Raw genomic sequence first — 25,406 nt, 5'->3', positions numbered from 1 at the left:
GAAGGCGCGGGCCACGTCGCTTTCTGCATTTCCGCGGGGCCTCGCCGCGCGGAGTGAGGACTCCGGCGGCCGCGCCCCCGTCCCGGCGCTGCCGGGGCCGCAACGCGGGAGTCACGCCGCCGCCGGCAGGTTCGGCCGCAGGGGCCAGGCCGGGTCCACCGATTCCTCCGCCCCGTTGAGCGCGAACCACTCCTGCAGCCCCCGTGCCTGCCCCGCGTGCCACACCGCCTGGAGCGTGTGCAGTTCGGCGGGGGAGAGGCGCTCCAGCCGCCCCGCGAAGCGGCGCCCCACCGCCCGTACGACCTCCAGCGCGGCCTGCGCGTCGGCCGCCGCGTCGTGCGCGCCCTCCAGTTCGACCCCGTAGTGCGCGCACAGGTCGGTGAGGGTGCGGCGACCCTTGCGGTACCGGTCGAGGTGCTTGTCGAGCACACGCGGATCGAGGACGTGCAGCGGCGCCCGCTCCAGCCAGCGGCCCAGGGACGACGCGCGGTGCCGGCGCAACTCCCGGTCCAGCAGCGTCAGGTCGAACGGCGCGTTCATCACCACGAGCGGGCGCCCGACACGGGCCTGCTCGCCGAGCGCCTCGGCCACCTCCCACATCACCGGCGCCGGCCAGCGGCCGAGGCGCTGCAGATGCTCCTCCGTCAGCCCGTGCACCGCCGTCGCCTCCTCCGGCACCGGCACGCCCGGATTCACCAGCCACCGGGTCACCCGCGGCCTGAGCCCCGCGGCGTCCTGGACGACGAGGGCCGCCGACACGATCCGGTCGGTCTCGACGTCCACACCCGTCGTCTCCGTGTCGAAGGCGGCCATCGGCCCCTCGAACCAGCTCGTCACAGGGCATCAACTCCTCGATGGGTCACGGCAGCTGTCGCGCCGTCCGCTGTCCCGGTTCGGTGATACCCGGGCTGTTTGCGACGTACGCCGGAAGGAGACAACAGGAGTACGGGTCTTTGCAGTTCAGCGACCCACAGTGCGGATGCACCAGTTCTGGAAGGCTGTTGGTCATGGCCATAGCGCAGCCCGAACGGGGCGGGCTGCTGCCCGAGCGCACGGCGCCCTCACGCGGCTCTCTCGCCACCACCGCCTGCATGGAGACCCTGCAGGTCGGGTATCTCCACGCGGTCGCCGCGGCGGCGGGCTGCTCCCTCTCCCAGCCCTTCCCGGACAACGGCATCGACTGGCACCTCAGCCACAGCGCCCCCGGGCACACCGTCGACGACGAGGTGACCATCAAGGTGCAGCTCAAGGCGACGTACCAGGTCCCGCCGAGCCCACCGGGCCGCTTCTTCTCCTTCACGCTCGACAACGACCACCTGGCGAAGCTCGCCCGCACCCCCGTGTCGGTGCACAAGATCCTGGTCGTGATGATCGTGCCCCGGTCCCGGGACCAGTGGCTGCGCGCCGGCCACGACCGGCTCGACCTCAGGCACTGCTGCTACTGGACCAACCTCGCCGGACATCCGGTCACCGGCCGGCGGCGCACCACCGTGCGGATACCGACCGCGCGGATCTTCGACGACCGTGCGCTGTGCGAGATCATGACGCGGGTCGGGACGGGAGGGAAACCATGACGCACCGCCCGGCCGGCGAGTCCCCGCGCCCGGTCCGCCCGCACGCCGACCACCCGCCGGGCGGCACCGGCACCGGCGCCGACGGCGCGCCGCCCGACCCCGGCGCCGTCGACCCGGCCGTGCTGACCGCCCTGCTCCACCGGCACGGCTGGCAGCGGCGCGGCGGTGCCGCCGGACGGTACGGCCGCTGGACCCCGCCCGGCCCGGACGGCGGCACCATCAGCCTGCTGGTGCCCGTCAGCCGCGCCTTCCCCGACAGCGACGACCTGCTCGGCGAGGCACTGGCCGCCCTGTCCCGCAGTGGCACGCCCTCCGCCCGCGAGATCCTCGTCTCCCTGGCCGTACCGAGCGACGAGATCCGCTGGGGACGCGACATACCGACGGGGCCCGGCGACACCGCGTCCTGGACCGCGGAGGAGCAGCTGCGCTCCGCCGCCCGCCGGATGCTGCTCGCCGGAGCGCTCGCCACGCGCGCGCGGGCCGGCTACTACGGCGCCCGGCACCGGCGCGCCGCCGCCGCGGCCCTGGGGGACGTCCTGGTCGGCCCCGCCCCCGGTGGCCGCCACCTCACCGCGTTCGTGCCCGTCACCACCTGCCGCCCTCTCGCCGTACGCCTCCACCAGGCCCTGTTCGCCGCTCGCGAGGCCGTCGACTACCGGCGGGCCACCGGCGGCATGGACGCCTTCGACGCGGCCGTCGCGGCGGGCGTCAGCCACGAGCTCACCGAGGCGCTCGTCGCCCTGGTCCGGGGCACGGAGGGCGCCCGCGTCGGCGTCGACTGGGCGCCGGCCGCCGGTGTCCCCGAGGGCTGCGCCGCCCTCGCCGAACCCGTCGAGTTCTCGCCCGGCGACCTGCCCGCCCTGCGCGAGGCCGCCACCCGCTACCTGCGCGCGGAGCCCTCCGTGCCGGTGCGGCTCACCGGCACCGTGGTCCGCATGCGCCGGACCGGGCCGCGCGGCGCGGGCAGCGTACGGCTGCGGGTGCTGGCCGGGGCCGAGGTGCCGCACGTGCGGATCGCCCTGGACGAGGAGGCCTACCGGATCGCCGGGCACGCGCACCTCGTCGGGCTGCCGGTCAGGGTGCTCGGGCGGCTGGAGAGCCGGGGCGGGTTCCGCAGGCTCACCGGCGCCTGCGAGATCACCCCCGTACAGGTCGACGACGCGGAGCGGGACCGGCTGCTGAAGGCGGTCCAGGAGCACGTGGAGGTGGCGGCCTTCCTCGAGGAGGCCTGCGGAGGGGACTGCGGGGACTGAGCACGGGACCGGCCGCGAGGCCGGCCGCCGGGAATCATTTCGCGGTGGGCGGGCCCGGGTCGGTACGATCGCCCTCATGCGTGCGCTCCGGTATGGCGCCGCGGCCCCACCTTCAGTCAGGAGAGACCGGTGTCAGACGTCCGTGTGATCATCCAGCGGGATTCCGAGCGGGAAGAACGCGTGGTGACGACGGGCACCACGGCCGCCGAGCTCTTCGCCGGCGAGCGCTCGATCGTCGCGGCGCGCGTGGCCGGTGAGCTCAGGGACCTCGCCTACGAGGTCAAGGACGGCGAGACCGTCGAAGGCGTCGAGATCTCCTCCGAGGACGGTCTGAACATCCTGCGCCACTCCACCGCGCACGTCATGGCGCAGGCCGTGCAGGAGCTGTTCCCCGAGGCCAAGCTGGGTATCGGCCCGCCCGTCAAGGACGGCTTCTACTACGACTTCGACGTCGAGAAGCCCTTCCACCCCGATGACCTCAAGGCCATCGAGAAGAAGATGCAGGAGATCCAGAAACGCGGGCAGCGCTTCTCGCGCCGCGTCGTCACCGACGACGAGGCCCGCGAGGAGCTCGCCGACGAGCCGTACAAGCTGGAGCTGATCGGCCTCAAGGGCTCGGCCTCCCACGACGACGGCGCGGACGTCGAGGTCGGCGCCGGGGAGCTGACGATCTACGACAACCTGGACGCCAAGACCGGCGAGCTGTGCTGGAAGGACCTCTGCCGCGGTCCCCACCTGCCCACCACCCGGAACATCCCGGCGTTCAAGCTCATGCGCAACGCCGCCGCCTACTGGCGCGGCAGCGAGAAGAACCCGATGCTCCAGCGCATCTACGGCACCGCCTGGCCGACCAAGGACGAGCTGAAGGCGCACCTGGAGTTCCTCGCCGAGGCCGAGAAGCGCGACCACCGCAAGCTCGGCAGCGAGCTGGACCTCTTCTCCATCCCGGAGCAGATCGGCTCCGGCCTCGCCGTCTTCCACCCCAAGGGCGGCATCGTCCGCCGGGTCATGGAGGACTACTCGCGGCGCCGCCACGAGGAGGAGGGCTACGAGTTCGTCTATACCCCGCACGCGACGAAGGGGAAGCTCTTCGAGACCTCGGGCCACCTGGACTGGTACGCCGACGGCATGTACCCGCCCATGCAGCTCGACGAGGGCGTGGACTACTACCTCAAGCCCATGAACTGCCCGATGCACAACCTGATCTTCGACGCACGCGGGCGTTCCTACCGTGAACTGCCGCTGCGCCTGTTCGAGTTCGGCACCGTGTACCGGTACGAGAAGTCGGGCGTCGTGCACGGCCTGACCCGGGCCCGCGGCTTCACCCAGGACGACGCGCACATCTACTGCACCCGCGAGCAGATGTCGGAAGAGCTCGACAAGACGCTCACCTTCGTCCTGAACCTGCTGCGCGACTACGGCCTGACCGACTTCTACCTGGAGCTGTCCACCAAGGACCCGGAGAAGTTCGTCGGCTCGGACGAGGCGTGGGAAGAGGCCACCGAGACGCTGCGCCAGGTCGCCGAGAAGCAGAACCTGGAGCTCGTGGCGGACCCGGGCGGCGCCGCGTTCTACGGCCCGAAGATCTCCGTCCAGGCCAAGGACGCGATCGGCCGCACCTGGCAGATGTCGACCATCCAGCTCGACTTCAACCTGCCCGAGCGCTTCGACCTGGAGTACACGGCGGCGGACGGCACGAAGACCCGCCCGGTCATGATCCACCGCGCGTTGTTCGGCTCCATCGAGCGCTTCTTCGCGGTGCTCCTGGAGCACTACGCGGGTGCCTTCCCGGCCTGGCTCGCGCCGGTGCAGGCGATCGGCATCCCGATCGGCGACGCGCACGTCGAGTACCTGGAGAAGTTCGCCGCGGCGGCCCGCAAGCAGGGCCTGCGCGTCGAGGTCGACTCCTCCTCCGACCGGATGCAGAAGAAGATCCGCAACGCCCAGAAGCAGAAGGTGCCCTTCATGGTCATCGCGGGCGACGAGGACATGGCCAACGGCGCGGTCTCCTTCCGCTACCGCGACGGCTCCCAGGAGAACGGCATTCCCGTCGACGAGGCCATCGCGAAAATCGCGAAGGTCGTCGAGGAGCGGGTGCAGGTCTGATCGCGGGGTTCGACAGGGCGTGACGGGCCCCCGGTGATCCCGGGGGCCTTGCCCTGTCGTCGTACGCGACGCCATATGCTGCACGTATGACGAGTGAGCCGGAGCAGCAGTTGGGAGTGGGGACGCAGGACGCGTTCCAGCGCCTGTGGACGCCCCACCGGATGGCCTACATCCAGGGGGAGAACAAGCCGAGCGGCCCCGGCGCCGACGACGGCTGCCCCTTCTGCTCGATCCCGGCCAAGTCCGACGAGGACGGGCTGGTCATCCGGCGCGGCGAGCACGTGTACGCGGTGCTCAACCTCTACCCGTACAACGGCGGCCACCTGATGACCGTGCCGTACCGGCACGTCGCCGACTACACCGACCTGACCGGCGCGGAGACCGCGGAGCTCGCCGAGCTGACCAAGCAGGCGATGAGGGCGCTGCGCACCGCCTCCGGTGCCCATGGCTTCAACATCGGCATGAACCAGGGCTCGGTGGCCGGCGCGGGCATCGCCGCCCACCTCCACCAGCACATCGTGCCCCGCTGGGGCGGCGACACGAACTTCATGCCGGTCGTCGGCCACACGAAGGTGCTGCCGCAGTTGCTGGGGGACACCCGCAAGATGCTGGCGGAGGTGTGGCCGACGGGCTGACGCTCGGCTCGCGCCGCTCCATCAGCCCGTCCGAACGTGCCCGCACGCCTCCGGCCGAACCGCCGGAGGCCTACGCGTCGTACAGGTCGGCCTTCCGCGGTGCCGGATCCTGCGCGGCCGTACTGAGGAACGCCGACCGCGACCCGAACTTCTCGGTGTCCGCGCCGTTCTCCTCCAGCACCTTGATCGCCGCCGAGTGCACCACGCGCAGCACCGGTGCGGCGGCCCGCAGCGCGTCGTCCGCCATGAAGCGGTGCCGCCACGGCTGGTCCGCCCAGGCGTGCCGCAGCCCGAACGGCTCCGGCAGCCCGATCGTGCCGCCGAGCCAGTTCAGCAGCGGCGGGTACCAGGTGAGCGGGGCGCGGACGGCCAGCCGTACCACCTCGTTGGCGGTGACCAGCGGGAGCATGATCTTGCGCGTCTCCCACGGCTTGAACGACTTGGCGACCTCCTTGGAGGGAGCCTCCGGCTTGGTGGTGAACAGGGAGTTCACAGGACCCAGGGCGTGACCGGTGACCTCGATGCGCAGCGTCGAGTGGAGCACGGTGACGGTGATCAGCATGGTGATGACCAGCTGGCCGTCCCACAGCGTCCACTGGACGCCCAGGTAGTGCCGGTCGCCCGCACCGAACTGCTGCTTGTTGCAGATGTCCTGTATCGCGTGCGGCTTGACCTGGTACGCCTCGACGTCCGTGCCCTCCGGTCGGGACACCGCCTTGGCGTTCTCCCCGATCGGCGTGACGATCCAGTGCCGTATGGAGGGCGTCGTGAAGCCGCCGGTGTTCAACGGGCCGCGCTCCAGCATGCGCAGCTGGTCGTGGATGGACCGGATGACGTCCCAGCTGCGGAAGGGGTGGATCTCCCGGGTGGGGTCGGCCGGCACCAGCTCCTCGGCGAGCTGCCAGCTGCCCCAGCGTGTGCCCATGCCGAGTATGCCCTTGGGGCCGGCGTAGAAGACGGAGTTGGACTGCTGCTCGGCGCCGAGCTTGGCCAGGGACTGGCGCAACTGCTCGGCCGCGGTCTCGCCCGGGTTGCTGGGCACCGCCTCCGGCACCTTGGCACCGACGCCGCTGCCCGACAGGAGGCCGTCCCAGCGCTCCCGCAGGTCCTTCGCCGTGCTCTCGCAGATCCGCTTGGCCCAGAACCAGCCGATGACGGGCATCACGACCGCGGCGCGCGCGTACCAGGCCCAGAAGCCGGAGAAGGGCATCTTGACGAGGAACAGCGCGGCCAGCGCGGCGATGGCCACGAGTACGGCGGTGCCCAGCGCGCCGGCCTGCTTGTTCTCCGCCTTGGCGACGGTGGTGCGGATCTGGAAGCCGAGCAGCCAGACGAGCATGCCGGGCAGGAACAGCAGGCCGCACAGCACGATCACCGTGGACAGCCGGGCGTCGCGCGCCTTGCGGATGCCGTTGGCCGCCAGGCAGTGCTCGACGACCACCTGGGGCTCGGCTCCGAAGGACTGGATGAGGGGCTTGCGGCCGCTGCCCAGCATGCGGTCGGCGACCGCGCGGGAGAAGGCCTCACCGAGGTTGGGACGGAAGATCGTGGCCCAGGAGCGGCCCGCGTTGACGGTCGTCTGGTGCCACTCGTTGTCGGCCTTCTTGATCTCCTCCATCGAGTTGTCCCGGTAGGCGGCAGAGGCCAGCGCGAAGGTGGCCGTCTGCCCCCCGTCGTCCGTACGCGGCACCTGCGGTCCGAAGAAGTCCGCGTAACCGCCGTCAACGGTCATTCCCGCCCCCGATCGCCACCACTGTCGCTCCTGCGGCCTTCCCGACTTGCCTGCCCCGCACACCTGTTGATCAGGTCATCAGCGTATCCGCCGGGACCGGCATGCGTCACCGGACGCCCAAAGGCGCCTGTGCGCGCGCGGGTTGCCCGCGAGGCGCGCCGTCGCGCGCCGGGGGTGCGCGACGGCGCGGGCGGTGCCGCGCCGGGGGTCGCGAGGCGCCGTCAGGACGCCGTCCGCACCTCCTCGCGCAGCCGTTCGGCGATCTGCCCGGGCATCGGTTCGTGCCGTGCGTACCGGCGGGCGAAGCGTGCGGTGCCGTGCGAGAGGGAGCGCAGGTCCACCGCGTACCGGCCGATCTCGATCTCGGGCACCTCGGCCCGGACCAGGGTCCGCCCGGCGTTCGTCTGCTCGGTGCCGAGGACCCTGCCGCGCCGTCCGGACAGGTCGCTCATCACGGCGCCCACGTAGTCGTCACCGACCAGGACGCTCACCTCGGCCACCGGCTCCAGCAGGTGGATCCTCGCCTCGGCCGCGGCCTCCCGCAGGGCCAGGGCGCCGGCTGTCTGGAAGGCGGCGTCGGAGGAGTCCACCGAGTGCGCCTTGCCGTCGAGCAGTGTGACGCGGACGTCGATCAGCGGATGGCCCGAGGCGACGCCCTTGGCGGCCTGTGCGCGGACGCCCTTCTCGACCGACGGGATGAACTGCCGGGGCACCGCGCCCCCGACGACCTTGTCCACGAACTCGATGCCCGAGCCGCCCGGAAGCGGCTCGACCTCGATCTCGCAGATGGCGTACTGCCCGTGCCCGCCGGACTGCTTGACGTGCCGTCCGCGCCCGGTCGCCCGGTTCCCGAACGTCTCCCGCAGGGAGACCCGGTGGGGTACGACGTCGACCTGGACGCCGTAGCGGCCCCGCAGCCGCTCCAGCGCGACATCGGCGTGGGCCTCGCCCAGACACCACAGGACCACCTGGTGCGTGTCCTGGTTCTGCTCCAGGCGCAACGTCGGATCCTCGGCGACCAGCCGGGCCAGCCCTTGGGAGAGCTTGTCCTCGTCGGGTTTGCTGTGCGCCTCGATGGCGACCGGCAGCAGGGGGTCGGGCATCTCCCACGGGGCCATGAGCAGGGGGTCGTCCTTGGCCGAGAGCGTGTCCCCGGTCTCCGCGCGGCTGAGCTTGGCCACGCACGCCAGGTCGCCCGCGATCACGTGCGGGACCGGCCGCTGCTGCTTGCCGAACGGTGTCGACAGGGCGCCGATCCGTTCGTCCGCCTCGTGGAGGGCACGGCCCTCGTGGCCCCGGTCGGCCAGCCCGTGTCCGGAGACGCGCACCGTCTGGTCGGCGCGCAGGGTGCCGGAGAAGACGCGGACCAGGGAGATCCGGCCGACGTACGGGTCGGAGGACGTCTTGACGACCTCAGCGACCAGCGACTCGTCCGGATCGCACATCCGCAGTTCGCGCGCGACGCCCTCGGGCGTGGTGACCCGGGGCGCCTCCCGCTCCAGGGGCGTGGGGAAGCCGCGGGTGATCAGCTCCAGCAGTTCGACCGTGCCCAGGCCCTGCCGGGCGCCGTCGGCGGCGGGGGCGGCGGCCAGGACGGGGAAGAACACGCCGCGTGCCACGGCCCGCTCCAGGTCCTCGACGAGCGTCTCGAGGCCGACCGGTTCGCCGCCCAGGTACCGCTCCATGAGGGACTCGTCCTCGCTCTCCGAGATGATCCCCTCGATCAGCATGCCGCGGGCCTCGTCGAGCTGTGGCAGATGCTCCTCGCCCGGCTCCGACTCCACGCGCTCGCCCGAGGCGTAGTCGAACAGCTTCCGCGTCAGCAGCCCGACGAGCCCCGTCACGGGTGCGTGCCCGTCGGGGGCCTGCGGCCCGCGCAACGGCAGGTAGAGCGGCAGTACGGCGTCGGGGTCGTCCCCGCCGAAGGCGTCCGCGCAGATCCGCGTCATCTCCTCGAAGTCCGCGCGGGGGGATTCCAGGTGCGTGATCACGATGGCGCGGGGCATGCCGACGGCGGCGCACTCCTCCCACACCGCGCGGGTCGCCCCGTCCACCCCGTCGGCGGCCGAGACGACGAAGAGGGCCGCGTCCGCCGCGCGCAGACCGGCCCGCAGCTCACCGACGAAGTCGGCGTACCCGGGCGTGTCCAGGAGGTTGATCTTGATGCCGTCCCATTCGACCGGCACCAGGGAGAGCTGCACGGAGCGGTGCTGCCGGTGCTCCATCTCGTCGTAGTCCGAGACGCAGCCGCCGTCCTCCACGCGGCCCGCCCGGTTCACCGCTCCCGCCGTCAGGGCGAGAGCTTCCACCAATGTCGTCTTGCCCGCCCCGGAGTGGCCGACCAGCACCACGTTCCGTACGGACGCGGGGTGGTCGGCCGCCGTCGCCCTTCCGGCGGCTCCGGGGTGGGTGTGTGACTTGTCGCCCATGTCCTTGCCTCCCGTACACGGTGAGGTCACTGTGGGCGCGGACACGCGGGACCGCGTGCACTGGCGGCTCCGGCGACGCCCGCGGTCCTTCGAGCTTTCCACTCCCCACACGCCGCGTCCATACGACGGGCCCGGTCCCGCCGCCCACCGGCCGTCCACCAGGGGGCGGGGTGCCCGGCCGTCACCCACCCGCGCGCGTGACTACGATGGGCCAGCCGGTGGCCAGCAAGGGCCGCGCGGCCACACCGACCGTCGGGAAGGCCATGCTGAACAAGTACGCGCGTGCATTTTTTACGCGTGTCCTCACACCGTTCGCCGCGTTTCTCATCCGCCGCGGGGTCAGCCCCGACACGGTCACGCTCCTCGGCACCGCCGGTGTCGTCGCGGGTGCGCTGGTCTTCTACCCCATGGGTGAGTTCTTCTGGGGCACGGTGGTGATCACACTCTTCGTCTTCTCCGACCTCGTCGACGGCAACATGGCCCGCCAGCTCGGCCGCTCCAGCCGCTGGGGCGCCTTCCTGGACTCCACGCTGGACCGGGTCGCGGACGGCGCGATCTTCGGCGGCTTCGCCCTCTGGTACGCGGGCGGCGGCGACGACAACGTGCTGTGCGCCGTGTCGATCTTCTGCCTGGCGAGCGGCCAGGTGGTGTCGTACACCAAGGCGCGCGGCGAGTCGATCGGCCTGCCGGTCGCCGTCAACGGACTGGTCGAGCGCGCCGAGCGCCTCGTCGTCTCGTTGGTCGCGGCCGGTTTCGCGGGGCTGCACAAGTTCGGCGTTCCCGGCATCCAGTACCTGCTGCCGATCGCCCTGTGGATCGTCGCCGTCGGCAGCCTCGTCACACTGGTCCAGCGCGTCGTCACGGTCCGCCGGGAGGCCGCCGAGGCGGACGCCGCCGCGCAGGAGAGCCAGGGCACCGAGGCGGCCAAGTGAGCGTTCGGGAGCGGTTGGCCGACGCCCTGTACGGCGTCGGCTGGAGCACCGTGAAGAAGCTCCCCGAGCCGGTCGCCGTACGCCTCGGCCGCACCGTCGCGGACCTCGCCTGGAAACAGCGCGGCGCGGGCGTGCGGCGGCTGGAGGGCAACTACGCGCGCGTGGTGCCGGGCGCGAGCCCGCAGCGGCTCGCCGCGCTCTCCCGCGCGGGCATGCGTTCGTACCTGCGCTACTGGATGGAGTCCTTCCGGCTCCCGGCGTGGAGCGCCGAACGCGTCGAGGCCGGCTTCGCCCCGGATGACCTGCACCACCTGACCGACGGCCTGGACGCGGGCAGGGGCGTGATCCTCGCCCTCCCGCACCTGGCCAACTGGGACCTCGCCGGCGCCTGGGTCACCACGAAACTCGGCATCCCCTTCACGACGGTCGCAGAACGGCTCAAGCCGGAGACCCTCTACGACCGCTTCGTCGCCTACCGCGAGGGCCTCGGCATGGAGGTCCTGCCGCACAGCGGCGGCACGGCGTTCGGCACGCTCGCCAGGCGGCTGCGCGACGGCGGCCTGGTCTGCCTGGTCGCCGACCGGGACCTGTCCGCCTCCGGGGTGGAGGTCGGCTTCTTCGGCGAGACCGCCCGCATGCCGGCCGGCCCCGCGCTGCTCGCCCAGCAGACCGGCGCGCTGCTGCTGCCGGTGACGCTCTGGTACGACGACTCGCCCGTCATGCGGGGCCGGGTGCATCCGCCGGTCGAGGTACCCGGGTCCGGTACGCGGGCCGAGAAGACGTCCGCCATGACACAGGCGCTGGCCGACGCCTTCGCCGCGGGGATCGCCGACCACCCGGAGGACTGGCACATGCTGCAGCGCCTGTGGCTGAAGGACCTGGATCCGGCCAGGGCCCCCGCGGCCCGGGAGCGGGGCGCCCCGTGAGGATCGGCATCGTCTGCCCGTACTCCTGGGACGTGCCGGGCGGCGTCCAGTTCCACATCCGGGACCTGGCCGAGTACTTCATCCGCCTCGGCCACGAGGTGTCCGTCCTCGCGCCCGCCGACGACGACACCCCGCTGCCCCCGTACGTCGTCTCGGCCGGCCGCGCGGTTCCGGTGCCGTACAACGGCTCGGTGGCCCGCCTGAACTTCGGCTTCCTCTCGGCGGCCCGGGTACGGCGCTGGCTGCACGACGGCGCCTTCGACGTCATCCACATCCACGAGCCGACCTCGCCCTCCCTCGGCCTGCTGACCTGCTGGGCGGCGCAGGGCCCGATCGTGGCCACCTTCCACACGTCCAACCCGCGCTCCCGCGCGATGATCGCCGCGTACGCGATCCTCCAGGCCGCCCTGGAGAAGATCAGCGCCCGCATCGCGGTGAGCGAGTACGCCCGGCGCACGCTCGTCGAGCACCTGGGCGGGGACGCGGTCGTCATCCCCAACGGTGTCGACGTCGACTTCTTCGCCGGCGCCGAGCCCAAGCCCGAGTGGCAGGGGGACACGATCGGCTTCATAGGGCGCATCGACGAGCCCCGCAAGGGCCTGCCGGTGCTCATGCGGGCCCTGCCCGCGATCCTCGCGGCCCGCCCGGGGACCCGGCTGCTGGTCGCCGGGCGCGGCGACGAGGAGGAGGCCGTGGAGAGCCTGCCGAAGGAGCTGCGCTCCCGCGTGGAGTTCCTCGGCATGATCAGCGACGAGGACAAGGCCCGCTTCCTGCGCAGCGTCGACCTGTACGTGGCGCCCAACACCGGCGGCGAGAGCTTCGGGATCGTCCTCGTCGAGGCCATGTCGGCGGGCGCCCCCGTGCTCGCCTCCGACCTGGACGCCTTCGCCCAGGTCCTGGACCAGGGGGCGGCCGGTGAGCTGTTCCCCAACGAGGACGCCGGCGCGCTGGCCGACGCGGCGGTGCGGCTGCTGGCGGACCCTGAGCGCCGGGCCGCGCTGCGGGAGCGGGGCAGCGCCCACGTACGGCGCTTCGACTGGTCCACGGTCGGCGCGGACATCCTGTCGGTCTACGAGACGGTGACGGCGGGCGCGGCGGCGGTGGCCACGGACGACCGGGCGACGGGACTGAGGGCACGATTCGGACTGGCGCGGGACTGAACGCCGGGAGCCGCTTTCCAGCCCGCCCCGGCTCTCCCGTCCGTCCGGAACCCGAGGGCGAGGCCGTTCGGGCGGATGAGGGTGCCCGGGGGCGGCAGCCCCCGGTGACGCCCACGACGAGGCACCCGAGCAGCCCGGCGGAGCGCCCCCGTAGGCTTGCGGCCCGTGACCGCAACCCTGATCTGGATCCTGGTCGTCCTCGTCGCGATCGGCCTGTACCTGAGCTGGACGGCCGGACGGCTGGACCGGCTGCACGCCCGGATCGACGCCGCCCGCGCCGCGCTCGACGCCCAGCTGCTGCGCAGGGCGTCCGTGGCCCAGGAACTGGCCACCTCGGGGGTCCTGGACCCGGCCGCCTCGATCGTCCTGTACGAGGCCGCGCACGCCGCCCGGCAGGCGGAGGAGGAGCAGCGGGAGGTCGCCGAGAGCGAGCTGAGCCAGGCCCTGCGCGCCGTGCTGGCCGATCCGCAGCAGGTGGACGCCCTCCGTGAGGCACCCGGGGGAGAGGAGGCGGCCCACGAGCTGGCCGAGGCCGTACGGCGCGTTCCGATGGCCCGGCGCTTCCACAACGACGCGGTGGGAGCCGCGCGCAGGCTGCGCGAGCACCGCAAGGTCCGCTGGTTCCGCCTCGCCGGACACGCCCCCTTCCCGCTGGCCTTCGAGATGGACGACGAGCCGCCGACGGCCCTGGTGGAGCGGGCGGCATAGCGGGCCGCCCGCTCCACCAGGGCCGGGCGGCGTAGCGGGACTCCGCCGGGCGCGGCGCGAAAAGGATCCACCGCCTTCCCATTGGCCCTTGCTGTGGCCTGCTCTCCTCGCGTTTCCTCGGTGCTGCAGAGACTCCCATTTCCCTCAGCGAGGTACCCGTGTCCAGCACGTTCTCCGAAAACCAGGCCCCCGAGACCGGCACCGCCCGCGTGAAGCGCGGCATGGCCGAGCAGCTCAAGGGTGGCGTGATCATGGACGTGGTCACGCCGGAGCAGGCGAAGATCGCGGAGGACGCGGGAGCCGTGGCCGTCATGGCCCTCGAGCGGGTCCCGGCCGACATCCGCAAGGACGGCGGCGTGGCCCGCATGTCCGACCCGGACATGATCGAGGGCATCATCGACGCGGTGTCGATCCCCGTGATGGCCAAGTCCCGCATCGGCCACTTCGTCGAGGCCCAGGTGCTGCAGTCCCTCGGCGTCGACTACATCGACGAGTCCGAGGTCCTCACCCCGGCCGACGAGGTCAACCACTCCGACAAGTGGGCCTTCACCACCCCCTTCGTGTGCGGGGCCACCAACCTCGGTGAGGCCCTGCGCCGCATCGCCGAGGGCGCCGCGATGATCCGCTCCAAGGGCGAGGCCGGCACCGGCAACGTCGTCGAGGCCGTGCGCCACCTGCGTCAGATCAAGAACGAGATCGCCCGGCTGCGCGGCTACGACAACAACGAGCTGTACGCCGCCGCCAAGGAGCTGCGCGCCCCGTACGAGCTGGTCAGGGAGGTCGCCGAGCTGGGCAAGCTCCCGGTGGTCCTCTTCTCCGCGGGCGGCGTCGCCACCCCGGCCGACGCCGCGCTCATGCGGCAGCTCGGCGCCGAGGGCGTCTTCGTCGGCTCCGGCATCTTCAAGTCCGGCGACCCGGCCAAGCGCGCCGCGGCCATCGTGAAGGCGACCACCTTCTACGACGACCCGAAGGTCATCGCGGACGCGTCCCGCAACCTCGGAGAGGCGATGGTCGGCATCAACTGCGACACCCTCCCCGAGGCCGAGCGCTACGCCAACCGCGGCTGGTAGGACGAGGACACCGAGACGAGGACACCGAACCGATGAGCGACACCCCCGTCATCGGCGTCCTGGCCCTCCAGGGCGACGTACGGGAGCACCTCGTCGCCCTGGCCGCGGCCGACGCCGTGGCCAGGCCGGTCAGGCGCCCCGAAGAACTCGCCGAGGTCGACGGCCTGGTCCTGCCCGGCGGCGAGTCCACCACCATCTCCAAACTGGCCGTCCTGTTCGGAGTGATGGAGCCGCTTCGCGCGCGCGTGCGCGACGGCCTGCCCGTCTACGGCACCTGCGCCGGCATGATCATGTTGGCCGACAAGATCCTCGACCCGCGTTCGGGGCAGGAGACCGTCGGCGGCATCGACATGATCGTGCGCCGCAACGCCTTCGGCCGGCAGAACGAGTCCTTCGAGGCGGCCGTCACCGTCAAGGGCGTCGAGGGCGATCCTGTGGAGGGCGTGTTCATCCGCGCACCCTGGGTGGAGTCCGTGGGCGTCCGGGCCGAGGTGCTCGCCGAGCACGACGGCCACATCGTCGCCGTCCGTCAGGGCAACGCGCTGGCCACGTCGTTCCACCCGGAGCTGACCGGTGACCACCGGGTACACCGCCTCTTCGCCGACATGGTGCGCGCGAAAGGGGCGGCGGAGTCCTTGTAGGATTCCTGCGTTCGTTCAAAGACGGGTTACGCGAAGGAGACAGGCAGATGTCCGGCCACTCTAAATGGGCCACGACGAAGCACAAGAAGGCCGTCATCGATGCCAAGCGCGGCAAGCTCTTCGCGAAGCTGATCAAGAACATCGAGGTCGCGGCCCGCATGGGTGGTGCCGACATCGACGGCAACCCGACGCTGTACGACGCCATTCAGAAGGCGAAGAAGCAGTCGGTGCCGAACAAGAACATCGACTCCGCGGTCAAGCGCGGTGCCGGCCTGGAGGCCGGTGGCGCCGACTACGAGACGATCATGTACGAGGGCTACGGCCCGAACGGTGTCGCGGTGCTCATCGAGTGCCTCACCGACAACCGCAACCGCGCCGCCTCCGACGTCCGCGTGGCCATGACCCGCAACGGCGGCTCCATGGCCGACCCGGGCTCGGTGTCGTACCTGTTCAACCGCAAGGGCGTCGTGATCGTCCCCAAGGGCGAGCTGAGCGAGGACGACGTGCTCGGCGCCGTCCTCGACGCGGGCGCCGAGGAGGTCAACGACCTCGGCGAGAGCTTCGAGGTCCTCAGCGAGGCCACCGACCTGGTCGCGGTCCGCACCGCTCTCCAGGACGCCGGCATCGACTACGAGTCCGCCGACGCCAACTTCGTCCCGACCATGCAGGTCGAGCTGGACGAGGAGGGCGCCCGGAAGATCTTCAGGCTGATCGACGCCCTGGAGGACAGCGACGACGTGCAGAACGTCTTCGCCAACTTCGACGTGAGCGACGAGATCATGGAGAAGGTCGACGCGTAGCGCTCCCGCGTGCACGGCGATGTCCGGCGGGCCGGAGGGACACGTCCCCCGGCCCGCCGCCGTTGTCGGTGGCACCCGATAGCCTGCACAAACAGGTGATCGAGCAGAGGGGACCACGGCGTGCGCGTACTGGGGGTGGACCCGGGGCTGACCCGCTGCGGGGTCGGCGTCGTGGAGGGCGTCGCGGGCAGACCGCTCACCATGGTCGGTGTCGGCGTCGTCCGCACACCCGCGGACGCCGACCTCGGCCACCGCCTCGTCGTCGTCGAGCAGGGCATCGAGCGGTGGCTGGACGAGCACCGGCCGGAGTACGTGGCGGTGGAGCGCGTCTTCAGCCAGCACAACGTCCGTACGGTCATGGGCACCGCCCAGGCCAGCGCCGTGGCGATCCTGTGCGCCTCCCGCCGCGGCATCCCGGTCGCCCTGCACACCCCCAGCGAGGTCAAGGCCGCCGTCACCGGCAGTGGTCGAGCGGACAAGGCGCAGGTCGGTGCCATGGTCACCCGTCTGCTGCGGCTCGCCGCGCCCCCGAAGCCCGCCGACGCCGCCGACGCCCTCGCGCTCGCCATCTGCCACATCTGGCGCGCCCCCGCGCAGAACCGCCTCCAGCAGGCCGTGGCCCTGCACGCATCGAACGGAGCCGGGGGCCGCAAAGCCCCCCGGTCTTCGACATCCCCGCACGCACCGAAAGGCCGTACGGCATGATCGCCTTCGTCAGCGGTACCGTCGCCGCCCTCTCCCCCGACACCGCGGTGGTCGAGGTCGGCGGCGTCGGCATGGCCGTCCAGTGCACGCCGAACACCCTTTCCACCCTCCGTCCGGGCAAGCCCGCCAGGCTCGCCACCTCCCTCGTCGTCCGCGAGGACTCGCTCACCCTGTACGGATTCGCCGACGACGACGAGCGCCAGGTGTTCGAGCTCCTCCAGACCGCCAGCGGCGTCGGCCCCCGCCTGGCCCAGGCGATGCTCGCCGTGCACAGCCCCGACGCCCTGCGCAGAGCCGTCTCCACCGGCGACGAGAAGGCGCTCACCGCCGTCCCCGGCATCGGCAAGAAGGGCGCGCAGAAGCTGCTCCTGGAGCTGAAGGACCGCCTCGGCGAGCCGGTCGGCGCCCCCGTCGTCGGCGCCCCGGTCACCACCGGCTGGCGCGACCAGCTGCACGCCGCCCTGATCGGCCTCGGGTACGCGACCCGCGAGGCCGACGAGGCCGTCTCCGCCGTGGCGCCCCAGGCGGAGGCCGCCGAGGGCACGCCCCAGGTGGGGCAGCTGCTGAAGGCGGCCCTGCAGACCCTCAACCGCGCCCGCTGAACCGCGCCCGCCCAACCGCCACCCCCGACCCCGAGGCACACGACATGAACTGGGACGACACGACCGACACCGGTGCCGCCGCCGAGCGGTTGGTGGGCCCCGTCGCCGATGGCGAGGACCAGGCGGTGGAGGCCGCCCTGCGCCCCAAGGACCTGGGCGAGTTCATCGGCCAGGAGAAGGTCCGCGAGCAGCTCGACCTCGTGCTGCGTGCCGCACGCGCGCGCGGTGCGACCGCCGATCACGTGCTGCTCTCCGGCGCGCCCGGCCTCGGCAAGACGACCCTCTCGATGATCATCGCGGCCGAGATGGGCGCCCCCATCCGCATCACCTCCGGCCCCGCCATCCAGCACGCCGGCGACCTCGCGGCGATCCTGTCCTCCCTCCAGGAGGGCGAGGTCCTCTTCCTCGACGAGATCCACCGCATGTCGCGGCCCGCCGAGGAGATGCTCTACATGGCGATGGAGGACTTCCGCGTCGACGTCATCGTCGGCAAGGGACCGGGCGCCACCGCGATCCCCCTGGAACTGCCCCCGTTCACCCTGGTCGGCGCCACCACGCGCGCGGGCCTGTTGCCGCCCCCGCTGCGCGACCGCTTCGGCTTCACCGCGCACATGGAGTTCTACGGACCGGCCGAACTGGAACGCGTGGTCCACCGCTCGGCGGGCCTGCTCGACGTCGAGATCGACGCCGCCGGCGCCGCCGAGATCGCCGGCCGCTCCCGTGGCACGCCCCGTATCGCCAACCGTCTGCTGCGCCGGGTCCGGGACTACGCCCAGGTCAAGGCCGACGGCCTGATCACCCAGGAGATCGCCGCGGCGGCCCTCGCGGTGTACGAGGTCGACGCCCGGGGCCTGGACCGCCTGGACCGGGCCGTGCTGGAGGCCCTGCTCAAGCTGTTCGGGGGCGGCCCGGTGGGCCTGTCCACGCTCGCCGTCGCCGTGGGGGAGGAGCGTGAGACAGTGGAAGAGGTCGCCGAACCCTTCCTCGTGCGGGAGGGCCTGCTGGCCCGCACCCCGCGCGGACGGGTCGCGACCCCGGCGGCGTGGACGCACCTCGGCCTGACCCCGCCGCGTTCGCAGAACGCCGGAAACGGACAACCGGACCTGTTCGGGGCGTGACAGCCCCGTGACGGCCCCGGCACGGCGAGCGCATTCGCCGGAGCAGGAACCCCGGTGCGATGCTGAGCGTTGTTCCATGCGCGCGGACTCGCTTAGACTCCGCCGATGCCGCCCTTGTCCGGCGGCGTACACACCCCCAACCATCAGGCCGCTCACCACCGCGGTCGTGTGAAGGAAGTACCGACCCGTGAGTCTCGTGACCCTCCTCCCGTTCATCGTGCTCATCGGGGCCATGTTCCTGATGACCCGGTCGGCGAAGAAGAAGCAGCAGCAGGCCGCCGACATGCGGAACCAGATGCAGCCCGGTTCCGGTGTCCGCACCATCGGGGGCATGTACGCCACGGTCAAGGAGGTCAACGAGGACACGGTCCTCCTCGACGCCGGCCCGGGCGTCGAGCTGCTCTTCGCCAAGAACTCCATCGGTGCCGTCCTCTCCGACGACGAGTACAACCGCATCGTCCACGGCATCGAGCACGACCTGAAGTCCGACGCCGACATCGTCCCGGACGATGCCTCCTCCCTCACCGAGACCGACGCCTCCGCCGACGACGCTGCCGCCGCCTCCGACGACAAGCCCGTCGACCTCGGCAAGAAGGACGCGGACGACGAGCCGACGGCCGACGCCGCTCCCGCCGAGGCGAAGACGGACGAGCAGGCGAAGAAGTCCGACGGCGGTTCCGAGGCGAAGTAGCCGCGCTCCGGGGCGCGCGGGTCGTTCCCGTGCCCCTCGTGCGACGCGCGGCGCGCACGGATCCCGACACCATGTGATGGCCGCCGGTGACGCCTACCCGGCGCGAAGCGGCCCGAGAGGGAGTACGCAAAGGTGGTAGCACCTAAAAAGGGAAAGAATGCGAGCGCTCAGAGTAAGCCCGGGCGCTCGCTGGCCCTGATCCTGATCGCCATCGTGGCGCTCACCGGAGGCATGTTCCTCTCCGGTCACACGACTCCGCGTCTCGGTATCGACCTGGCCGGCGGCACCAGCATCACGCTCCGGGCGGTGCCGGAGGCGGGCCAGGAGTCCGCGATCAACAAGACCAACATGGACACCGCGGTCGAGATCATGAACCGCCGTGTCAATGGTCTGGGTGTTTCCGAGGCCGAGGTCCAGACCCAGGGCGACCGGAACATCATCGTCAACATCCCCAAGGGGATGAACTCGAAGGAAGCACGGGAGCAGGTCGGCACCACCGCCAAGCTCTACTTCCGTCCCGTCGTCGCCACCGAGCTCTCCGGCGCCGCCGCGCCGGGCAGCCCCTCGCCCAGCGCCACCGGCGGCGCCTCGGACAAGGCGACCGACAAGGCCACCGACAAGGCCACGGACAACGCCAGCGACAAGGCGACGGACAAGGACAAGGCGAGTTCCTCCCCGTCCGGCTCCTCGTCGGCGAGCGCCAGCCCCCAGGGCCGCGCCGCCAGCGACGCGCTGAAGGCCGACCCCAGCCCGTCCGCCAAGGCCTCCGACGGCACCTCCCCGTCCCCGGGCACCAGTGCCTCCGGCGACGACGCGACCACCAAGCTCCAGGCCCAGTACGCGGCGCTGGACTGCACCGACGAGGCGGCCCGCGCCAAGGCCGGCGACGGAGCGAAGCCCGGCGACTCGACGGTGGCCTGCGGCCAGAACGCCCAGGGCCAGTGGCAGAAGTACATCCTCGGCCCCGCCGAGGTCGACGGCACGGACGTCGACAAGGCCGAGGCCGTCTTCAACACGCAGACCGCCGCGGGCTGGACCGTGACCATGGAGTTCACGGACAAGGGCGCCGAGAAGTTCGCGAGCATCACCGGCAAGCTGGCGAAGAACCAGTCCCCGCAGAACCAGTTCGCCATCGTCCTGGACAACGAGGTCGTCTCCGATCCGTACGTCAGCCAGGCGCTCACCGGCGGCAACGCGGAGATCTCCGGCAACTTCGACCAGGAGGAGGCCCAGGGCCTCTCCAACATGCTGTCCTACGGCGCTCTGCCGCTGACCTTCAAGGAGGACAGCGTCACCACCGTCACCGCCGCGCTCGGCGGTGAGCAGCTCAGGGCCGGACTGATCGCCGGCGCGATCGGCCTCGCGCTGGTCGTCATCTACCTGCTGGTGTACTACCGCGGCCTGTCGTTCATCGCCGTCGCCTCGCTGCTGGTCTCCGCCGGTCTCACGTACGTGATCATGTCGCTGCTCGGTCCGACCATCGGCTTCGCGCTGAACCTGCCGGCCGTCTGCGGTGCGATCGTCGCCATCGGCATCACGGCGGACTCGTTCATCGTGTACTTCGAACGCGTCCGCGACGAGATCCGCGAAGGCCGCTCGCTGCGGCCCTCCGTCGAGCGGGCCTGGCCGCGCGCCCGGCGCACCATCCTGGTCTCCGACTTCGTGTCCTTCCTCGCCGCCGCGGTGCTCTTCATCGTCACCGTCGGCAAGGTGCAGGGCTTCGCGTTCACCCTGGGTCTGACGACCCTGCTCGACGTGGTGGTGGTGTTCCTCTTCACCAAGCCGTTGCTGACGCTGATGGCCCGGCGCAAGTTCTTCGCGAGCGGTCACAAGTGGTCCGGCCTCGACCCGAAGAGCCTGGGTGCCAAGCCGCCGCTGCGCCGCTCCCACCGTCCCTCCCGCCCCGCCGGCCCTGTCGACCCGAAGGAGGCGTGAGAGATGTCGAAGCTCGGCAACCTCGGCGCCCGACTGCACCATGGCGAGGTCGGCTATGACTTCGTCAAGAATCGCAAGCTCTGGTACGGCATCTCGATCCTCATCACCATCACGGCCATCGTCGGCCTGGCGGTGCGCGGCCTGCACATGGGCATCGAGTTCCAGGGCGGCGCGGTCTTCACCACCCCGAAGAACATGTCCGCCTCCGTGTCCCAGGCGGAGACCTACGCGGAAGACGCCTCCGGCCACGACGCGATCGTCCAGAAGCTCGGCGACGGCAGCCTCCGCATCCAGATCGCGGGCACCGACACCTCGGCGTCGGACCAGATCAAGGACAAGCTCTCCAAGGACCTGGACGTCCCGGCGGAGAAGATCAACGCCGAGCTGGTCGGCCCCAGCTGGGGTGACCAGATCGCGAACAAGGCCTGGCAGGGCCTCGGGATCTTCATGGTCCTGGTGGTGATCTACCTGGCGATCGCGTTCGAGTGGCGCATGGCGCTCGCCGCGTTCGTCGCGCTCATCCACGACATCACCATCACGGTCGGCATCTACGCCCTCGTCGGCTTCGAGGTCACGCCGGGCACGGTGATCGGTCTGCTGACCATCCTCGGTTACTCGCTCTACGACACGGTCGTCGTCTTCGACAGCCTCAAGGAGCAGACGAAGGACGTCACCAAACAGACCCGCTGGACCTACGCCGAGATCGCCAACCGCTCGATCAACAGCACCCTGGTCCGCTCCGTCAACACCACGGTGGTCGCCCTGCTGCCGGTGGCCGGCCTGCTGTTCATCGGTGGTGGTGTCCTCGGCGCCGGCATGCTCAACGACATCTCGCTGTCGCTGTTCGTCGGCCTCGCCGCGGGCGCGTACTCGTCGATCTTCATCGCCACGCCGCTCGTCGCCGACTTCAAGGAGGCCGAGCCGCAGATGAAGGCCCTCAAGAAGCGCGTACTCGCCAAGCGCGCCCAGGCCGCGGCCAAGGGCGAGCCGGCGGAGTCAGCCGTCGACGGTGGGCCGTACGCCGACGACGGGCCCGAGGACGAGGCCGCCGCGGTCGTCGGTCCGCGCAACCAGCCCGGGTCCCGTGCCAGGGGCCGCGGCCGGCCCTCGGGGAAGCGCCGATGACCGGGACGACCGACCTCACGGAGCTGCTGCTCAGCCGGATCCGGGACGTGGCGGACTACCCGGAGCCGGGCGTGGTGTTCAAGGACATCACCCCGCTCCTGGCGGACCCCGTGGCGTTCACCGCGCTCACCGACGCCTTCGCCGAGGTCGCCGAGCACACCGGCGCCACCAAGATCATCGGCCTGGAGGCCCGGGGCTTCATCCTCGGCGCCCCGGTCGCCGTCCGGGCCGGGCTCGGCTTCGTCCCCGTACGCAAGGCGGGCAAGCTCCCCGGAGCCACCCTCAGCCAGGCGTACGACCTGGAGTACGGCTCCGCCGAGATCGAGGTGCACGCCGAGGACCTGACCGCCGACGACCGGGTACTGGTCGTCGACGACGTCCTCGCCACCGGTGGCACCGCTGAGGCGTCGCTGGAGCTGATCCGCAGGGCGGGCGCGCAGGTCGCCGGCCTCGCCGTCCTGATGGAGCTGGGCTTCCTCGGCGGACGGGCCCGCCTGGAGCCGGCCCTGGCCGGGGCACCGCTCAGGGCGCTGCTCACGGTCTGACAGCCCTCGTCGCACGGCGGAGGCGGGCACCGGAGGAATTCCGGTGCCCGCCTCAGGCGTTTCTCCGGTTGAAGGCCCTCACAGTGGCCTGAAGGCGTTCCTGCGGTGCAGGATCGCTACCATGGGGTTTCCGGAGCCTGACCGGGGGACCCGGATCGCGCACGAGGAGTCCTCTTGCCAGACGAGGCCCAGCCACTGACCGCCGCAAAGCCCGAGTCCGTCTCGGCGTCCGCGGCGAAGCCCGCGCCGAGCGCGCCGCAGGCGAAGAACGACACGCACGGGCCGATCCGGCACGCCCCGGCCGCGCCCGTGGACAAGCCGGCCGAGCAGCAGTCGCGTCCCAAGCCCCTGCCGTCCGAGCGCCCACAGAACGCGCCCGTGGTCCGCACGCCCGCCGGACAGCCGGCCCGCTCCGGCTCCTCGAACCGCGTGCGCGCCCGCCTCGCCCGCCTCGGCGTCCAGCGTGCCAACCCGTACAACCCGGTCCTGGAGCCGCTGCTGCGGATAGTGCGCAGCAACGATCCCAAGATCGAGACGGCGACGCTGCGCCAGATCGAGCGGGCCTACCAGGTCGCCGAACGCTGGCACCGCGGCCAGAAGCGCAAGAGCGGCGACCCGTACATCACGCACCCCCTCGCCGTCACCACCATCCTCGCCGAGCTGGGCATGGATCCGGCCACGCTGATGGCCGGTCTGCTGCACGACACGGTCGAGGACACGGAGTACGGCCTGGAGGACCTGCGCCGCGACTTCGGCGACGTGGTCACCCTGCTCGTCGACGGCGTCACCAAGCTGGACAAGGTCAAGTTCGGCGAGGCCGCGCAGGCCGAGACCGTGCGCAAGATGGTCGTCGCCATGGCCAAGGACCCGCGCGTCCTGGTCATCAAGCTCGCCGACCGCCTGCACAACATGCGCACCATGCGCTACCTCAAGCGCGAGAAGCAGGAGAAGAAGGCGCGCGAGACCCTGGAGATCTACGCGCCGCTCGCCCACCGGCTGGGCATGAACACCATCAAGTGGGAGCTGGAGGACCTCGCCTTCGCGATCCTCTACCCCAAGATGTACGACGAGATCGTCCGCCTGGTCGCCGAGCGCGCCCCCAAGCGCGACGAGTACCTCGCCATCGTCACCGACGAGGTCCAGCAGGACCTGCGCGCGGCCCGCATCAAGGCGACCGTCACCGGCCGCCCCAAGCACTACTACAGCGTCTACCAGAAGATGATCGTCCGCGGCCGGGACTTCGCGGAGATCTACGACCTGGTGGGCATCCGCGTCCTGGTGGACACCGTCCGCGACTGCTACGCGGCGCTGGGCACGGTCCACGCCCGCTGGAACCCGGTTCCGGGGCGGTTCAAGGACTACATCGCGATGCCCAAGTTCAACATGTACCAGTCGCTGCACACGACGGTCATCGGACCCAACGGCAAGCCGGTCGAGCTGCAGATCCGCACCTTCGACATGCACCGCCGCGCGGAGTACGGCATCGCCGCGCACTGGAAGTACAAGCAGGAGGCCGTGGCCGGCGCTTCCAAGGTGCGTACCGACGCGCCCAAGTCGTCCGGCAAGGGCAAGGACGACCACCTCAACGACATGGCCTGGCTGCGGCAGCTGCTGGACTGGCAGAAGGAGACCGAGGACCCCGGCGAGTTCCTGGAGTCCCTGCGCTTCGACCTCTCCCGCAACGAGGTCTTCGTCTTCACTCCCAAGGGCGACGTCATAGCGCTGCCCGCGAGTGCCACTCCCGTCGACTTCGCGTACGCGGTGCACACCGAGGTCGGTCACCGCACCATAGGGGCGCGCGTCAACGGGCGCCTCGTGCCGCTGGAGTCCACGCTGGACAACGGCGACCTGGTGGAGGTCTTCACCTCCAAGGCGGCCGGCGCGGGCCCCTCCCGCGACTGGCTCGGTTTCGTGAAGTCGCCGCGCGCCCGCAACAAGATCCGGGCCTGGTTCTCCAAGGAGCGTCGCGACGAGGCGATCGAGCAGGGCAAGGACGCCATCGTCCGCGCCATGCGCAAGCAGAACCTGCCGATCCAGCGCATCCTGACCGGCGACTCCCTGGTCACGCTCGCCCATGAGATGCGCTACTCGGACATCTCCGCGCTGTACGCGGCGATCGGCGAGGGCCACGTCTCCGCGCAGAACATCGTGCAGAAACTGGTCCAGGCGCTCGGCGGCGAGGAGGCCGCCACCGAGGAGATCGACGAGTCGGTACCGCCCTCCCGTGGCCGCGGCCGCAAACGCCGGACGAGCGCCGACCCGGGCGTCGTCGTCAAGGGCGTCGAGGACGTGTGGGTCAAGCTGGCCCGCTGCTGCACGCCCGTCCCAGGCGACCCGATCATCGGCTTCGTCACCCGCGGCAGCGGCGTCTCCGTTCACCGCAGCGACTGCGTGAACGTGGACTCGCTCTCCCGCGAGCCGGAACGCATCCTCGAGGTCGAGTGGGCGCCCACCCAGTCGTCGGTCTTCCTGGTCGCCATCCAGGTGGAGGCCCTGGACCGCTCCCGGCTGCTGTCGGACGTCACACGCGTGCTGTCCGACCAGCACGTCAACATCCTCTCGGCGGCCGTCCAGACCTCCCGCGACCGCGTCGCCACCTCTCGCTTCACCTTCGAGATGGGCGACCCGAAGCACCTCGGACACGTCCTGAAGGCGGTACGGGGCGTGGAGGGCGTCTACGACGTGTACCGGGTGACATCGGCGCGCAGGCCCTCGTAGG

The 25,406-nt window shown here is 71.4% G+C and carries 22 protein-coding genes; 19 read left to right on the top strand and 3 right to left on the bottom strand.

What is annotated here, in order from left to right; all coding sequences use genetic code 11:
• Positions 1–111 precede the first annotated feature (111 nt).
• Positions 112–837, bottom strand: a complete 726-nt coding sequence (locus KUM32_RS08200) for a 3'-5' exonuclease (RefSeq protein WP_217141133.1) — start codon at positions 835–837, stop codon at positions 112–114.
• Between the two features lie 170 nt (positions 838–1,007).
• Here KUM32_RS08200 and KUM32_RS08195 point away from each other — a divergent pair, with 170 nt between their 5' ends.
• The 4 genes from KUM32_RS08195 to KUM32_RS08180 all read left to right on the top strand — a co-directional run bounded on the left by KUM32_RS08195 (position 1,008) and on the right by KUM32_RS08180 (position 5,568).
• A complete protein-coding gene (locus tag KUM32_RS08195) occupies positions 1,008–1,574 on the top strand; it encodes a DUF4365 domain-containing protein (RefSeq protein WP_217141132.1) in 567 nt (188 codons plus the stop codon).
• Positions 1,571–2,827, top strand: a complete 1,257-nt coding sequence (locus KUM32_RS08190; RefSeq protein WP_217141131.1) for a hypothetical protein — start codon at positions 1,571–1,573, stop codon at positions 2,825–2,827. Before KUM32_RS08195 ends, KUM32_RS08190 begins: the two co-directional genes overlap by 4 nt.
• A gap of 129 nt (positions 2,828–2,956) precedes the next feature.
• Positions 2,957–4,933, top strand: a complete 1,977-nt coding sequence (thrS, locus tag KUM32_RS08185) for a threonine--tRNA ligase (protein WP_217141130.1) — start codon at positions 2,957–2,959, stop codon at positions 4,931–4,933.
• Between the two features lie 86 nt (positions 4,934–5,019).
• Positions 5,020–5,568, top strand: a complete 549-nt coding sequence (locus tag KUM32_RS08180; RefSeq protein WP_217141129.1) for an HIT domain-containing protein — start codon at positions 5,020–5,022, stop codon at positions 5,566–5,568.
• A gap of 70 nt (positions 5,569–5,638) precedes the next feature.
• Here the strand turns inward: KUM32_RS08180 and KUM32_RS08175 are convergent, their stop codons facing one another.
• Both KUM32_RS08175 and KUM32_RS08170 read right to left on the bottom strand, forming a co-directional pair.
• Entirely contained in the window at positions 5,639–7,300 is a 1,662-nt protein-coding gene (locus KUM32_RS08175) for a hypothetical protein (RefSeq protein ID WP_217141128.1), read from the bottom strand.
• Between the two features lie 221 nt (positions 7,301–7,521).
• Positions 7,522–9,729 (bottom strand): elongation factor G-like protein EF-G2, encoded by a 2,208-nt coding sequence (locus KUM32_RS08170; RefSeq protein ID WP_217141127.1) that lies wholly within the window; start codon positions 9,727–9,729, stop codon positions 7,522–7,524.
• 206 nt (positions 9,730–9,935) lie between these two features.
• Here KUM32_RS08170 and pgsA point away from each other — a divergent pair, with 206 nt between their 5' ends.
• The 15 genes from pgsA (at position 9,936) to relA (ending at position 25,405) form a co-directional block, all read left to right on the top strand.
• Positions 9,936–10,661, top strand: coding sequence for a phosphatidylinositol phosphate synthase (gene pgsA, locus KUM32_RS08165; RefSeq protein ID WP_217141144.1), 726 nt, complete (start codon positions 9,936–9,938; stop codon positions 10,659–10,661).
• On the top strand, positions 10,658–11,587 hold the full coding sequence (locus tag KUM32_RS08160) for a phosphatidylinositol mannoside acyltransferase (protein ID WP_217141126.1): 930 nt from the start codon (positions 10,658–10,660) through the stop codon (positions 11,585–11,587). Before pgsA ends, KUM32_RS08160 begins: the two co-directional genes overlap by 4 nt.
• Complete coding sequence (locus tag KUM32_RS08155) at positions 11,584–12,747, top strand: glycosyltransferase family 4 protein (RefSeq protein ID WP_217141125.1); 1,164 nt, start codon at positions 11,584–11,586, stop codon at positions 12,745–12,747. The genes KUM32_RS08160 and KUM32_RS08155 overlap by 4 nt, the downstream gene beginning before the upstream one ends.
• 165 nt (positions 12,748–12,912) lie before the next feature.
• Positions 12,913–13,455: a hypothetical protein gene (locus tag KUM32_RS08150; protein ID WP_217141124.1), complete on the top strand. Its 543-nt coding sequence runs from the start codon at positions 12,913–12,915 to the stop codon at positions 13,453–13,455.
• 158 nt (positions 13,456–13,613) lie between these two features.
• Positions 13,614–14,525 (top strand): pyridoxal 5'-phosphate synthase lyase subunit PdxS, encoded by a 912-nt coding sequence (pdxS, locus tag KUM32_RS08145; RefSeq protein ID WP_217141123.1) that lies wholly within the window; start codon positions 13,614–13,616, stop codon positions 14,523–14,525.
• A gap of 32 nt (positions 14,526–14,557) precedes the next feature.
• Entirely contained in the window at positions 14,558–15,166 is a 609-nt protein-coding gene (pdxT, locus tag KUM32_RS08140) for a pyridoxal 5'-phosphate synthase glutaminase subunit PdxT (RefSeq protein WP_217141122.1), read from the top strand.
• Positions 15,167–15,213: 47 nt separating this feature from the next.
• Positions 15,214–15,966 (top strand): YebC/PmpR family DNA-binding transcriptional regulator, encoded by a 753-nt coding sequence (locus KUM32_RS08135; RefSeq protein ID WP_217141121.1) that lies wholly within the window; start codon positions 15,214–15,216, stop codon positions 15,964–15,966.
• Positions 15,967–16,086: 120 nt separating this feature from the next.
• Positions 16,087–16,671: a crossover junction endodeoxyribonuclease RuvC gene (gene ruvC, locus KUM32_RS08130; protein WP_217141120.1), complete on the top strand. Its 585-nt coding sequence runs from the start codon at positions 16,087–16,089 to the stop codon at positions 16,669–16,671.
• On the top strand, positions 16,668–17,273 hold the full coding sequence (ruvA, locus tag KUM32_RS08125) for a Holliday junction branch migration protein RuvA (RefSeq protein ID WP_217141119.1): 606 nt from the start codon (positions 16,668–16,670) through the stop codon (positions 17,271–17,273). The genes ruvC and ruvA overlap by 4 nt, the downstream gene beginning before the upstream one ends.
• Positions 17,274–17,317: 44 nt before the next feature.
• Positions 17,318–18,391: a Holliday junction branch migration DNA helicase RuvB gene (gene ruvB, locus KUM32_RS08120; RefSeq protein ID WP_217141118.1), complete on the top strand. Its 1,074-nt coding sequence runs from the start codon at positions 17,318–17,320 to the stop codon at positions 18,389–18,391.
• Between the two features lie 187 nt (positions 18,392–18,578).
• Positions 18,579–19,082: a preprotein translocase subunit YajC gene (yajC, locus tag KUM32_RS08115; protein WP_217141117.1), complete on the top strand. Its 504-nt coding sequence runs from the start codon at positions 18,579–18,581 to the stop codon at positions 19,080–19,082.
• A 132-nt stretch (positions 19,083–19,214) separates the two neighbouring features.
• Positions 19,215–21,017: a protein translocase subunit SecD gene (gene secD / locus KUM32_RS08110; protein ID WP_217141116.1), complete on the top strand. Its 1,803-nt coding sequence runs from the start codon at positions 19,215–19,217 to the stop codon at positions 21,015–21,017.
• A gap of 3 nt (positions 21,018–21,020) precedes the next feature.
• The gene (secF, locus tag KUM32_RS08105) at positions 21,021–22,142 is read left to right on the top strand and encodes a protein translocase subunit SecF (RefSeq protein ID WP_217141115.1); all 1,122 of its coding nucleotides are present in this window, start codon (positions 21,021–21,023) and stop codon (positions 22,140–22,142) included.
• The gene (locus KUM32_RS08100; RefSeq protein ID WP_217141114.1) at positions 22,139–22,687 is read left to right on the top strand and encodes an adenine phosphoribosyltransferase; all 549 of its coding nucleotides are present in this window, start codon (positions 22,139–22,141) and stop codon (positions 22,685–22,687) included. The genes secF and KUM32_RS08100 overlap by 4 nt, the downstream gene beginning before the upstream one ends.
• Positions 22,688–22,861: 174 nt before the next feature.
• Positions 22,862–25,405 (top strand): GTP pyrophosphokinase, encoded by a 2,544-nt coding sequence (gene relA / locus KUM32_RS08095; RefSeq protein WP_217141113.1) that lies wholly within the window; start codon positions 22,862–22,864, stop codon positions 25,403–25,405.
• Position 25,406: the final 1 nt, after the last annotated feature.

The organism is Streptomyces sp. AC627_RSS907 (assembly GCF_019049165.1).
The sequence above is the reverse complement of the archived record's forward strand: the minus strand, read 5'-3'. Positions and strand labels throughout refer to the sequence as shown.

What these genes read in the sequence shown, in the direction of transcription:
- KUM32_RS08195 (WP_217141132.1), top strand. Translation starts at nt 1,008, where the DNA reads ATGGCCATAGCGCAGCCCGAACGGGGCGGGCTGCTGCCCGAGCGCACG.
- KUM32_RS08190 (WP_217141131.1), top strand. Translation starts at nt 1,571, where the DNA reads ATGACGCACCGCCCGGCCGGCGAGTCCCCGCGCCCGGTCCGCCCGCAC.
- KUM32_RS08180 (WP_217141129.1), top strand. Translation starts at nt 5,020, where the DNA reads ATGACGAGTGAGCCGGAGCAGCAGTTGGGAGTGGGGACGCAGGACGCG.
- KUM32_RS08175 (WP_217141128.1), bottom strand. Translation starts at nt 7,300, where the DNA reads ATGACCGTTGACGGCGGTTACGCGGACTTCTTCGGACCGCAGGTGCCG.
- KUM32_RS08170 (WP_217141127.1), bottom strand. Translation starts at nt 9,729, where the DNA reads ATGGGCGACAAGTCACACACCCACCCCGGAGCCGCCGGAAGGGCGACG.
- pgsA (WP_217141144.1), top strand. Translation starts at nt 9,936, where the DNA reads ATGGGCCAGCCGGTGGCCAGCAAGGGCCGCGCGGCCACACCGACCGTC.
- pdxT (WP_217141122.1), top strand. Translation starts at nt 14,558, where the DNA reads ATGAGCGACACCCCCGTCATCGGCGTCCTGGCCCTCCAGGGCGACGTA.
- KUM32_RS08135 (WP_217141121.1), top strand. Translation starts at nt 15,214, where the DNA reads ATGTCCGGCCACTCTAAATGGGCCACGACGAAGCACAAGAAGGCCGTC.
- ruvA (WP_217141119.1), top strand. Translation starts at nt 16,668, where the DNA reads ATGATCGCCTTCGTCAGCGGTACCGTCGCCGCCCTCTCCCCCGACACC.
- ruvB (WP_217141118.1), top strand. Translation starts at nt 17,318, where the DNA reads ATGAACTGGGACGACACGACCGACACCGGTGCCGCCGCCGAGCGGTTG.
- secF (WP_217141115.1), top strand. Translation starts at nt 21,021, where the DNA reads ATGTCGAAGCTCGGCAACCTCGGCGCCCGACTGCACCATGGCGAGGTC.
- KUM32_RS08100 (WP_217141114.1), top strand. Translation starts at nt 22,139, where the DNA reads ATGACCGGGACGACCGACCTCACGGAGCTGCTGCTCAGCCGGATCCGG.